At 43.8% G+C, this 12,398-nt stretch carries 12 protein-coding genes; 6 read left to right on the top strand and 6 right to left on the bottom strand.

The features are described from left to right. Positions 1-5: 5 nt before the first annotated feature. The 6 genes from IEY48_RS09955 (at position 6) to IEY48_RS09930 (ending at position 7,284) form a co-directional block, all read left to right on the top strand. A complete protein-coding gene (locus IEY48_RS09955; RefSeq protein ID WP_188919794.1) occupies positions 6-893 on the top strand; it encodes a putative ATP-dependent zinc protease in 888 nt (295 codons plus the stop codon). 658 nt (positions 894-1,551) lie between these two features. Beyond that, positions 1,552-2,535 (top strand): phenylalanine--tRNA ligase subunit alpha, encoded by a 984-nt coding sequence (pheS, locus tag IEY48_RS09950; protein ID WP_188919792.1) that lies wholly within the window; start codon positions 1,552-1,554, stop codon positions 2,533-2,535. 15 nt (positions 2,536-2,550) lie between these two features. Next, positions 2,551-4,938 carry a phenylalanine--tRNA ligase subunit beta gene (gene pheT, locus IEY48_RS09945; protein WP_188919789.1) on the top strand — a complete coding sequence of 796 codons (2,388 nt, stop codon included), beginning with the start codon at positions 2,551-2,553 and terminating at the stop codon, positions 4,936-4,938. A gap of 3 nt (positions 4,939-4,941) precedes the next feature. Continuing rightward, complete coding sequence (gene ihfA, locus IEY48_RS09940) at positions 4,942-5,241, top strand: integration host factor subunit alpha (protein WP_160052251.1); 300 nt, start codon at positions 4,942-4,944, stop codon at positions 5,239-5,241. Between the two features lie 162 nt (positions 5,242-5,403). Continuing rightward, positions 5,404-6,339: a lauroyl-Kdo(2)-lipid IV(A) myristoyltransferase gene (gene lpxM, locus IEY48_RS09935; protein ID WP_188919787.1), complete on the top strand. Its 936-nt coding sequence runs from the start codon at positions 5,404-5,406 to the stop codon at positions 6,337-6,339. Positions 6,340-6,414: 75 nt separating this feature from the next. Continuing rightward, complete coding sequence (locus tag IEY48_RS09930; protein WP_188919785.1) at positions 6,415-7,284, top strand: mechanosensitive ion channel family protein; 870 nt, start codon at positions 6,415-6,417, stop codon at positions 7,282-7,284. An 87-nt stretch (positions 7,285-7,371) separates the two neighbouring features. Here IEY48_RS09930 and hisIE read toward each other — a convergent pair whose 3' ends face one another. The 6 genes from hisIE to hisC all read right to left on the bottom strand — a co-directional run bounded on the left by hisIE (position 7,372) and on the right by hisC (position 12,360). After that, positions 7,372-7,995: a bifunctional phosphoribosyl-AMP cyclohydrolase/phosphoribosyl-ATP diphosphatase HisIE gene (gene hisIE, locus IEY48_RS09925; RefSeq protein ID WP_188919783.1), complete on the bottom strand. Its 624-nt coding sequence runs from the start codon at positions 7,993-7,995 to the stop codon at positions 7,372-7,374. Positions 7,996-8,020: 25 nt separating this feature from the next. After that, on the bottom strand, positions 8,021-8,794 hold the full coding sequence (gene hisF, locus IEY48_RS09920; protein ID WP_188919781.1) for an imidazole glycerol phosphate synthase subunit HisF: 774 nt from the start codon (positions 8,792-8,794) through the stop codon (positions 8,021-8,023). Then, a complete protein-coding gene (gene hisA, locus IEY48_RS09915; RefSeq protein ID WP_188919778.1) occupies positions 8,776-9,513 on the bottom strand; it encodes a 1-(5-phosphoribosyl)-5-[(5-phosphoribosylamino)methylideneamino]imidazole-4-carboxamide isomerase in 738 nt (245 codons plus the stop codon). Before hisA ends, hisF begins: the two co-directional genes overlap by 19 nt. Continuing rightward, on the bottom strand, positions 9,510-10,160 hold the full coding sequence (gene hisH / locus IEY48_RS09910; RefSeq protein ID WP_188919776.1) for an imidazole glycerol phosphate synthase subunit HisH: 651 nt from the start codon (positions 10,158-10,160) through the stop codon (positions 9,510-9,512). The genes hisA and hisH overlap by 4 nt, the downstream gene beginning before the upstream one ends. Positions 10,161-10,169: 9 nt before the next feature. Continuing rightward, the gene (gene hisB / locus IEY48_RS09905) at positions 10,170-11,237 is read right to left on the bottom strand and encodes a bifunctional histidinol-phosphatase/imidazoleglycerol-phosphate dehydratase HisB (RefSeq protein ID WP_188919775.1); all 1,068 of its coding nucleotides are present in this window, start codon (positions 11,235-11,237) and stop codon (positions 10,170-10,172) included. A 61-nt stretch (positions 11,238-11,298) separates the two neighbouring features. Then, complete coding sequence (hisC, locus tag IEY48_RS09900; protein ID WP_188919773.1) at positions 11,299-12,360, bottom strand: histidinol-phosphate transaminase; 1,062 nt, start codon at positions 12,358-12,360, stop codon at positions 11,299-11,301. Positions 12,361-12,398: the final 38 nt, after the last annotated feature.

Raw genomic sequence — 12,398 nt, 5'->3', positions numbered from 1 at the left:
TGAACATGTTTAAAAAAGTCGTTATTTCTGCTGTTTTATGTGTTTTATCATTATCTGTTTTTGCCAATAGTCAAGCCATTGTAGTGAGTCAAATTGAAACCATGACCGTGGCCAATTCAGGCTTAATGTTTAAGGCCCGTATTGATACCGGTGCCGGTAATACCTCTCTGCATGCTGTCGACCTTGAAGTGATTGGCGGCGAATCTGTCAATATGAAACAAAACATTGGTAAAACTATCGCCTTCACCACTGTCAACGAGCAAGGTGACAAGCAGCGGATGCAAGCGGAAATTGTCAGCACTTCAACCGTCAGAAACTCACAAGGGAGAGAAACCCGCTATATGGTAAAGCTCGACGTCGGCTTTCCAGATAGTCTTCATAATGTGTATGTTAATTTACGCGACCGCAGCCACATGAACTACAAACTTCTCATTGGGCGTAACTTTTTAAAGAAAGGCTATCTGGTCGATGTGTCTCGAAAAAAGATCATTGGCCCAGTGGCAGAACTTAGCATCAAACAAACCGGTTTGTTATTCAATACTCGCATTGATACCGGCGCGGTAGAAAACTCATTGCATGCGGTCAACATGCGCATTGATGATGAAGATCTTAACGATAAGACCAATAACGTCGGTAAAATGATCACCTTTACCACCGAAAATGACAAAGGCGAAACGGTCGATGTGCGGACTAAAATTCGTGGCACTTCTTTTATTCGTAATGCTCAGGGCACTGAAGTTCGTTACATGGTAAGGCTCAGTGTCGGCGAACCCAGGAAAGAATATTTAGTGGATGTTAACTTAAAAGACCGCACAAAAATGGGTTACAAATTGCTGATTGGACGTAACTGGCTTCAAGGGCATTATGTTGTTGATGTGTCGCAAGAGCATTAAATCCAGCTAAACTTCAAATAACAGACCTGAACGATACCGCTAATAAAAAGCGGTATTTTTATTTTATTGACCTGTTTTTGACAGTGCATCGTTATCGGTTAAAGCGTTAATCAGTCTTGCTTGATAACGCCGCATTTAAAAAACGATATTAATAATTGGTTTGTATTTAATATCAATTATTTGTCTTCAGTTAACGCGACATAAAGAGAGATTGCGAATTAGGATTGTTTAGGGGGTTAGCGTTTCTGGGTATTATCGTTTTCATATTCCACTTGATATTTTTAATGCTTAACTCTGTCGTTAATTCTCTCGTCAATTATTCTGTTAATTTTAGTTTGTCGGCAAAAAAGCGGTGCGGATAATTAAGATGACTGACGATGAGCTATCACGACGAGTCTAGAAAGCTAAATTGCAGTTAAATACAGCTATTTGCCACTAAAAAGTCCAATAATGACTAGTAAAATCGCGGTCTCTCACGTAAAATTTCACTCTTTTATTTTAACCCTAGTTTTAGCACTTTGTGGCTAATTAAAGCCACAGAAGCGTTAAACTACCGCGTCGCCGCTATTAATGTTGTGATTGATTTTGATTATCGACTCACCAATAGCAGACTAGGCGCCCAATCGCATTGATATGCACAAATGCAGTGGATGATAACATGCAGCAGTTAACCGAGATCGTAGAACAAGCCTTAGAGGTCATTGATAAGGCCAGTGATCTAAAGACATTGGATGATATCCGTGTCGATTACCTTGGTAAAAAAGGTAAAATCACTGACATGATGAAAATGATGGGATCATTAAGCGCAGAAGAAAAACCTGCCTTTGGTCAAGCCGTCAACCAAGCTAAACAAGCCGTACAGCAAAAGCTGACTGAGCGTATCGATGGATTGAAAGCGTCGGCATTAGAAGCAAAATTAATTGCTGAAAAAATCGATGTGACTTTGCCTGGGCGTACCTTAGAAATCGGTGGCTTACATCCGGTTACGCGTACAATCGAACGCATTGAAACCTTTTTTGGTGAATTAGGCTTTGTTGTTAAGGAAGGTCCTGAAATTGAAGATGATTTTCATAACTTCGACGCCTTAAATATTTCTGAGCACCATCCAGCTCGTGCCGATCACGATACCTTTTACTTTAATCCAAAAGTAATGTTGCGTACCCAAACATCGGGCGTGCAAATCCGTACTATGGAACACGAAAAGCCACCGCTGCGCATCATTTCTCCGGGCCGTGTTTACCGTAACGATTACGACCAAACTCATACGCCAATGTTCCACCAAGTGGAAGGGTTGATGGTGGCTGAGAATGTTAATTTTGCAGAGTTAAAAGGGATTCTGCATGACTTTTTACGCAACTTCTTTGAAGAAGACCTAGAAGTGCGTTTCCGTCCATCTTACTTCCCATTCACTGAGCCTTCTGCTGAAGTTGACGTAATGGGTAAAAACGGTAAATGGTTAGAGGTTTTAGGCTGCGGTATGGTGCACCCAAATGTACTGCGCAGTGTGGGCATTGACCCTGAAAAATACTCTGGTTTTGCTTTTGGTATGGGCGTAGAGCGTTTAACCATGTTGCGCTACGGCGTGAATGATTTACGTGCCTTCTTCGAAAACGATTTACGTTTTCTTAAGCAATTCAAATAACGGAGCAATAATTAGATGAAATTCAGTGAATCTTGGCTTCGTGAGTGGGTTAACCCATCTGTAAGTCGTGACGCATTATCACACCAAATCACCATGGCAGGCCTTGAAGTAGACGGCGTAGACCCAGTAGCGGCAGAGTTTAGCGGCGTGATTATTGGCGAAGTGGTTGAATGTGGCCAGCACCCTGATGCTGACAAATTACGTGTAACCAAAATCAATGTGGGTGGCGACGAGCTAATTGATATCGTCTGTGGTGCCCCTAACTGCCGTTTAGGTTTAAAAGTTGCGGTGGCTATGGTCGGTGCAGTATTGCCTGGCGATTTTAAAATCAAAAAAGCCAAATTACGTGGTCAACCCTCAATGGGGATGTTGTGCTCATACGGTGAACTCGGTATCGACATCGAAAGCGATGGTATTATTGAGCTGCCACAAGATGCACCATTAGGCGTTAATGTGCGTGAGTTTTTGCAATTAGATGACGTCATTATCGACGTTGATTTAACGGCTAACCGCGCAGATTGCCTAGGTATGGCAGGTCTTGCGCGCGAAGTGGGCGTATTAAACCGTCAAGCAGTAACAGAACCAACATGGCAAGCCGTAGAAGCAACAATTGATGCGCCATTTAGCATCAATGTCGTTGCGCCAGATTTATGCCCGCGCTATTTAGGCCGAGTGGTTAAAAACATCAATGTTAAAGCCGCTACGCCGTTATGGATGCAAGAAAAGTTACGTCGCAGTGGTATTCGTTCAATCGACCCGATTGTCGATATTACCAACTACGTGTTGATCGAGTTTGGTCAACCTATGCATGCGTTTGACTTAAATACCTTAAACTGCGGGATTAACGTCCGTTTAGCCGACGGCGTTGAAAAGTTAACCTTGCTTGACGGTAACGAAATTACCGTGCCAAACGACACTTTAGTGATTGCAGACGACAAACAAGCCGTTGCACTTGCAGGTGTATTTGGCGGCGAAAGCACTGGCGTGAATGAAAATACCCAAGACATCTTATTAGAGTGCGCATTTTTTGCTCCCCTTGCCATTATGGGTAAATCACGTCGTTTAGGCTTACACACAGACGCATCACATCGTTTTGAGCGTGGCGTAGACCCTGAGCTCCAACATAAGGTGATGGATCGTGCTACACGTCTTGTATTGGATATTTGTGGTGGTGAAGCAGGTCAAGTGGTTGAAGCAGTATCAGCTGAACATTTACCAAAAGCAGCCACGATTACCTTACGTCGTAACAAGTTAGACAAAACATTAGGTCATCATATTCCTGATACTGATGTTGTTGAGATTTTACAGCGTTTAGGCTTTAACGTTGAAACGGTAAATGATGCATGGCAGGTCACGACCGCCACATACCGTTTTGATATGGCGATTGAAGAAGATTTAATCGAAGAAGTGGCACGTATTTACGGTTACAACAACATCCCGAATACAGCGCCACAAGCAGCGCTTACTATGCCTGATCACAAAGAAGCGGACATTTCGCTTAAGCGTGTTCGTAGCATTTTTGTTGCTCGCGGTTTCCAAGAAGCAGTGACCTACAGCTTTGTTGACCCTAAAATGCAAAATTTAGTGCATCCTGGCCAAGAAGCAATGGTGTTACCAAACCCAATTTCAATCGAAATGTCGGCAATGCGTTTGTCTATGTTCACAGGGCTATTAACTGCGGTTGGCTACAACCAAAGCCGTCAACAGGGTCGTGTAAGATTATTTGAGACCGGTTTACGCTTTGTTCCTGATGCACAAGCAGATTCTGGTGTTCGCCAGCAAGCCATGCTGGGTGCGGTAATTTCAGGGGTGCAAAACGAAGAACATTGGTCAATGGAATCGAAAACAGTCGACTTCTTTGATTTAAAAGGTGATTTAGAAGCGATTCTAGGCTTGACAGTTGCCGCTTCAGAATTTAGTTTTAAAGGGGCAACTCATCCTGCGCTGCATCCAGGACAATGTGCTGAAATATTAAGAAATAATCGAGTCATTGGTTACATCGGCGCTATCCATCCTAGCTTGGAAAAGCCTTTTGGACTCAATGGCAAAACAATTGTTTTTGAGTTAGAACTGGATGCATTATTGCACGCCCGTTTGCCGCTAGCCCAAGCTGTATCTAAGTTTCCTGCTAACCGTCGTGACATCGCGCTAGTAGTAGATGAAGCAGTTTCTGCCACTGATGTTATGAATTTGATAAGAAAAGTTGGCGAAAATCAGTTGGTTGGCTTAAACTTGTTCGATGTATACCAAGGTAAAGGTGTTGAGCCTGGCAAAAAGAGCCTCGCCATCGCACTTACATTACAAGACACTACTCGTACACTTGAAGAAAAAGACATTACCGAAACTATGGATTCAGTAATATCTGCTCTTAAGACCGAGTTCAACGCATCGTTGAGGGATTAAAGTATGGCACTTACCAAAGCCGAAATGGCAGAACATCTTTTTGAAACGTTAGGCATTAACAAACGTGTAGCCAAAGAGATGGTTGAGTCTTTTTTTGAAGAGATTCGTGAAGCACTCGAAAATGGTGAGCAGGTCAAGCTATCTGGCTTTGGCAACTTTGACCTTAGGGACAAGAATCAAAGACCGGGAAGGAACCCGAAAACTGGTGAAGATATTCCCATTTCTGCTCGCCGTGTTGTTACCTTCCGTCCTGGACAGAAGTTAAAATCACGCGTTGAAGCGGCAAACTCGGGTAAAAAATAGATCACTGGTTAATACGCCAATTCAGATTTTAGATCTGTATTACGAAGGGCCACTCTTAATTGAGTGGCTCTTTTGTTTTTGAGTTTACCAAAGCCTTGGTATAATCCTAGATATCAACCTTAAGTGTGTATTGTCCGTGCACGTTTATTTGGAGTGTTCCTTTTGTCTCGAGAAGCAAAACATTTTGATACCCGCTTTAAAATGGCGTTATTACATCCGCGTTTTTGGCTGACATGGTTAGCCATAGCAGTATTGGTTATATTTGGTATTTTACCCGCCAGTGTGCGTGATCCTATTGCCAGATTTTTAGCGGTGATTGTGATGAAAATAGCCAAAAAGCCCATAAAAATCGCCAGAATTAACATCAGTCATTGTTTTCCTGAAATGTCGAAAACAGAGGTTGAAACGTTAGTTAAGCAAAATGTGAAGATGTTTGTATTGGTGCTGCTGTCACAAGCCGAATTACTGTTTAGATCAACGGATCATTTAAAGCGTCGTATCCAAATGAATGGTTATGAGCATGTTAAAGCGGCCAGAGATGCCGGCCAGCCAATTATTTTTATTATGCCTCATGTGTGGCCAATGGAGTATGCAGGGCTACGTGTGAACATGGAAATCCCCATCGTGACCATGGCAAAAGCACACCGGAATGACTTATTTAACTGGTTTAGTAATCGCATGCGCACCAGCCAAAATGGTCGAGTGTATATGCGTGAAGCTGGGATCCGCGCGTTATTAGCTGAACTTAAAAAAGATAACAGTTTCTTTTATTTACCGGATGAAGATTTAGGGCCAGATAAAAGCGTATTTACGCCGTTTTTAGGCACAGTAAAAGCAACATTACCCGTAGTAGGGCGTCTTGCTCAAGCAGGCAACGCTCAAGTGATGCCAGTTAACATTGGCTATAATGAACAAGCTAAGCAATTTGTTATGACGATAATGCCCGCCATTAGTCCACAAGAGATGGCAGGTAAAGAAAACGAAGCCTTAGCATTAAACAAAGCGGTTGAGCAGGTGATTAAAGCCTACCCAGAACAATACATGTGGTTTTTAAAGCTGCTTAAAACTCGCCCACCGGGTGAGCAGCGCTTTTACTAATACGCACATTACTAAGTGTTAAAGATGCGCTAACAAGCTCAACAATACTGATTATAAAAATAAAAAGAGGTTTATATGGATTTTAACGAATTGTTATCTGCCTTATCGTTTGTGGTATTCACTTATGACAACAGCCCAATTACTTTGCTGCAATTGTTGCAAGTGCCGTTATACCTCTTTTTAGCCTGGTTTATTATTACTCGAGCCGGACGGCTCATTGTCAAAGCGTTAAAGCGACGTCATGTTGGCGCAGACGCGATTCATTTATTTACCCGCATGTACTTTATTATCAGTATTGCGGTGCTGGTGTTTACCAGTATGGAGATTTTAAATATTCCATTAACCGCGTTTGCGTTTGTGTCAGGTGCGATTGCCATTGGTGTCGGTTTTGGTGCGCAAAACATCATTAATAACTTTATCAGTGGTTGGATTTTGATGTGGGAGCGGCCAATCCGTATTGGCGACTTTTTAGAAGTCGGCGAAGCGCGAGGTGTGGTTGAGTGTATTAATACCCGCTCGACTTTAATTCGTCGTAATGATGGGGTGCACATGTTAGTGCCCAACAGCCAATTACTTGAAAACACCGTAACCAACTGGACCTTAATTGATAAAAATGCCCGTACTTTTATTCGAGTTGGGGTGGCTTATGGCTCTGATGTGATTAAAGTCCGCGATTTAATTTATCAAGTGATTGGTGAGCGCGATGATATTTTGCAGCAACCGAAGCCAGTGGTTTTATTTGAAGATTTTGGTGATAACGCACTGATTTTTGACTTAATATTTTGGGTGAGTGCGGTATCTGAAACCGATATTCGCCGTCGCCGCAGTGAAATTCGCTTTAGAATGTATGAACTGTTTAATGAGCATCAAGTGGTCATCGCCTACCCACAACGTGATTTACATGTCGATGGCAATCTAACGATTACTCAAAGCCATAAAAACTAACTTCTCACCATTTTGAAATAACAGAAAAGACGCCGCGGCGTCTTTTTTGTTGTTTATAGAATCTGACTCAGCACGGCTGAACAAATTCTATTTGCTGGCTTTGGTGTGGCGATCCAATAAATTTTTATTGATATCAGCCATTGATAGTCCTTGGTCTTCAAGTAGCACGATTAAGTGATACATCAGATCAGAGGCTTCATTGACCAGCTCTTCTTTGTCGTGAGTGGCTGCAGCAAGTGCGGTTTCTAAACCTTCTTCACCGACTTTTTGGGCAATACGCTTAGTACCACGTTCAAATAATGATGCGGTATAGCTTGAGTCAGCACTTTGGCCTTTACGTGAAATAATCAAGTTTGTCAGATTATCAATAAAAGGGTGCGCGTTATCGTCTTTCCAGCAGCTTTCTGTGCCTTTGTGGCAGGTTGGGCCGTTCGGGATGACTTGCACTAAAAAGCTGTCATTGTCGCAATCTTTGTCAATAGCAACTAAATCTAGGGTGTTACCTGAGGTTTCACCTTTGGTCCATAAACGCTGCTTCGAGCGGCTAAAAAAAGTGACTTGCTTAGTGGCAAGGGTTTTTTCTAGCGCGGCCTGGTCCATGTAGCCAAGCATGAGCACTTTGCCTGTTAGGTGATGTTGAACAACTGCAGGAATAAGCCCTTGTTGTTTGTCCCAATCTACAGTTGTACTGTCAAATACGATATCAGTCATTGATGTTCTCTTTTTTTCGGCAACGTTATAAACGAATGGCGATGTGATTGGCGTGTAAGTATTGCTTTAATTCGCCAATATCAATAATGCCTTTGTGGAATACGCTTGCAGCTAATGCGGCGTCGACTTTGGCAAGTTCAAACACGTCTTTAAAGTGTTCCATGATGCCCGCACCACCGGAAGCAATTAATGGTACGTCACAAATAGCGCGTACCATGCTGAGTTGTTTGATGTCGTAACCGCCACGCACGCCGTCTTGGTTCATGACGTTAAGCACAATTTCACCACAACCGCGTTTTTGCACTTCTTCAACCCAGTCTTGAGTATACCATTGGGTGTCTTTGGTGGCGGCTTCATCGCCGGTAAACTGTTTCACTTTGTAGCTATCAGTTTCGGCGTCGTAGTATGAGTCAATCCCAATCACAATACATTGGCGACCAAACTCATCTTGCAAGCGCGAGATCAAACTTGGGTCGGTTAATGCTGGCGAGTTAATCGAGATTTTATCTGCACCAAAAGCCAGTTTCTCGCGCGCTTGCTCAATGGTTTTAATGCCACCGGCAACACAAAAGGGGATATCAATTTGTTCAGCGACGCGGCTCACCCAGGACTTATCGATAACCCGGTCGTGGGCACTCGCGGTAATGTCATAAAACACTAATTCATCAGCGCCTTCGTCAGCATAACGGGCGGCGAGGGGAACGATGTCTCCGACAATTTCGTGGTTACGAAATTGCACGCCTTTAACCACTTTACCTTCTCGGACGTCAAGGCACGGAACTATGCGTTTGGCCAGCATTGTATTGCCTCCTCAACGGTAAATTGATTAATTAGCAGGGCTTTACCAATAATAATGCCCGATGCTTTACTGTCTCGTACTGTTGCAACGTTATCTAGGGTGGCGATACCGCCTGATGCTTGCCACAGAATATTAGGGTAAATTGATGCCAGTTCAGTATAAAGCTCGGTATTGGCACCGGTTAGGGTGCCATCACGGCTGATGTCAGTCACTAAAGCATGTTTAAGGCCCACGGTTTCAAACTCGGCGACTAATGATTCTAGTGACTTACCGCCACCTGATTGCCAGCCTGAAACGGCGACAATTTTTTCACCTGCGTCGTTGATGTTGACATCAAGGGCTAAACAAATAGCATCGCTGCCATATTTTACAAACCAGCTTTTAACCAGTTCAGGTTCTTTGACTGCAAGGGAGCCAATCACCACACGTTTAACGCCAATATTGAGCAGCTCTGCGACTTGTTCTTCACTGCGAATACCGCCGCCAACTTGAATATCAACATTGAGCCCTGCGGCTAATTCACTGATCAGCTGGGTTTGACGTTTGTTGGGATCTTTTGCGCCGGTGAGGTCAACAATATGCAGTAACTTGGCACCTTGTGCTTGATAAGACTGTAATTGTGCCAGCGGGCTTAAGTCAAAAGTGGTTTGTTTATCGTAGTCGCCCTGGTATAGGCGCACCACTTGGCCGTCAATTAAATCAATGGCAGGAATAATCACTGTGGTGTCCCCATGTTTAAAAAGTTTCTTAAAATTTGCGCACCGACTTTGGCGCTTTTTTCAGGGTGAAATTGCACCCCGAAAAAGTTATCTTTACCAATGGCTGCACTAAATGATTCGCCATAAGTACTGCTGGCTAAGGTGTATTCACTGATGGGCGCGCGGTAGCTGTGTACAAAGTACACATAACTGCCATTTTCAATCCCGATAAATAACGGGTGGTCGCCAACATCTATTTGGTTCCAACCCATGTGCGGTAATGGCAAGCCTTTGCTGTCAAGATCGCCAATATCAGTCGGTACAAGGCCTAAACAAGTAATATCTTGCTCGCTACGTCCGCCATGCTCATTCGATAAACTGGCGAGCATTTGCATGCCAAGACACACGCCCATGACTGGCTGAGTTAAACTTTTAATTAACCCGATTAAGTTTTTTTGCTTTAACGCATCCATCGCAGCGCCAGCGGTGCCAACGCCGGGCAATACCACTCGAGCTGCACTGCGAATAACATCAAAGTCAGCACTCACAACGACATTGGCGTTAAGGCGTTCAAAAGCAAAGCGCACAGAGCTTAAATTGGCGCAGCCAGTGTCGATAATCACCGTGAGATCATTGTCATTGCTTGAAGAAACAGATTCTTGTGTCACGTTAACTCCTTACAGTACGCCTTTGCTTGATGGCAGTATGTCGCCTTCGACTTTCACCGCTTGGCGAAGTGTGCGGCCTAATACTTTAAATAGTGCTTCCACTTTGTGGTGGTCGTTATCACCTGTTGAGCCAATATGCAGTGTGCAACGAAGACCGTCAGCAAATGAGCGGAAGAAATGCGGCACCATTTCAGTGGCCATTTCGCCGACCATTTCACGGTCAAAGTCAGCGGTGAATTTAATGAATGGGCGACCAGAAATGTCCATTAAACATTCGCCGCTGGCTTCATCCATCGGTAAGCTAAAACCAAAACGCGCAATACCACGTTTGTCGCCAAGCGCCTGGCGAATAGCATCACCAATGGCAAGGGCTGTGTCTTCAACACTGTGGTGATCGTCAATTTCTAAATCGCCGTCGACGTGCACGTCCATTTTGAAATTGCCGTGGGTTTGAATTTGGTCAAGCATGTGGTCAAAAAAGCCGATACCGGTTTCAATTGAACCTTTGGTTTGACTGTCTAAGTCGATAGTAACGTTAATGTTGGTTTCTTTAGTCGTACGCACAACATTCGCGATACGACCTTTGCTTAGTAGGGCATTGGCAATGTCATCCCAGTTAAGGCTTTGACGGTCATATTTAAAGCTTTTAATGCCCATGGCATTGGCAAGCTCTACGTCAGTGTCACGATCGCCAATCACAGCAGAGGTGGTAAAGTCGATTTTACCTTGAGTTAAGTAGTCTTTCACCAGGCCAAGTTTGGGTTTGCGACAGCTGCAATTTTCGTCATTAAAGTGTGGGCAAATGACCACATCGTCAAACTTAACACCCTGGCTGGCAAAAATTTGCATCATCATATTGTGCGGGGCATCAAAGTCTTCTTTTGGAAATGAAGGCGTGCCTAAACCGTCTTGATTACTCACCATCACTAAGCGAAAACCGGCTTTTTGTAGCTTGAGTAATGCAGGAATCACTCGCGGCTCAAAAACCAATTTTTCTAAGCTGTCTAATTGCTTGTCGATTGCAGGCTCTTCTACTAGAGTGCCATCGCGGTCGATGAATAATATGTTCTGTTTCATGTGACTACCTTAACAATAGGGTGTGATTTTTATAGTTAACTTTTACAAGTTTCAATTGGGTTTATGCCGCAGAGCCGTCAAACAACGCAATAATGGCATTGGTTTGTGGCTCGTTGGTAAAGCTAAAGCGGATAGCATCAGCCAAGCGTGGATCTTTGTATGCGCGGGCAACAATACCTGCCTCACGTAAGCGCTCAGCTACGCTAGCAACATCCTCGAATTTGGCTAATACATAGTTACCATTTGCAGGCAAAACGTTAGCGCCAAATGAGTTTAAAGTTGCACTTAACCGCTGGCCTTGTTCAATTAAGCAATCTACCTGGGTTTGCATGGTATCAAGACCTTGCGCACTTAAGGCTTTAGTGGCTAATTCAGACACGGGTAGTGGCACAGGATAAGGTGCAATCACTAACATGACTAAATCGATGATGGCATCATTGGCTAGCATAAAGCCACAACGCGCGCCGGCCAATGCAAATGCTTTTGATAAGGTGCGCAATACCACCAAGTTAGGATAGGTGCTGAGTAAATCTGCCACGCTGTATTGTGGACAGAATTCAATATAGGCTTCATCAACCACCACGATAGCATTAGGTGCAGCTTGAATGGCTTGCTCAATGTTCTCTTTTGATATCACCGTCCCCGTTGGGTTATTTGGGTTACAAATAAACACGATTTTAGCGGCGCCAATTTGAGTTGGCCATGCCTGTGGTAGCTGATAATCATCGGTTAAACTTAAAGTGGTCACCGCAACATTAAACGTGGCAGCGCTAATGGCGTACATGCCATAAGTAGGACCAAAACAAGCAATGCTGTCGACACCGGGCACACAAAAGGTGCGGATTAACAGTTCAATAGCTTCATCAGCGCCGCGACTAGCAATAATGTTACTGGCCTTTACGCCTGAATAGTTGCTATATGCATTAATCAGCTCAGGAGGTTGGCACTCTGGGTAACGATTTACTTTATCTAAATCACTGTTGTTAAACGGTGACTCGTTAGCATTGATCCAAATATCACCACGTCCACCAATGCGTCTGGCGCTTTGGTACGGGGTTAACTGTAGCAATTCTGGTCTGGCTAATTGCTTTGGGTCAAAAGGCGCTGCTATGGTTTGGCTCATGGTTTTGCTCTCTACTTTCTACACGTTATAGGTGTTAA

The sequence above is a fragment of the Shewanella saliphila genome, from assembly GCF_014648295.1.
In the GTDB taxonomy this organism is placed as follows: domain Bacteria; phylum Pseudomonadota; class Gammaproteobacteria; order Enterobacterales; family Shewanellaceae; genus Shewanella; species Shewanella saliphila.
Note: the sequence above shows the minus strand (reverse complement) of the source record. Positions and strands in the feature narration are given on the sequence as shown.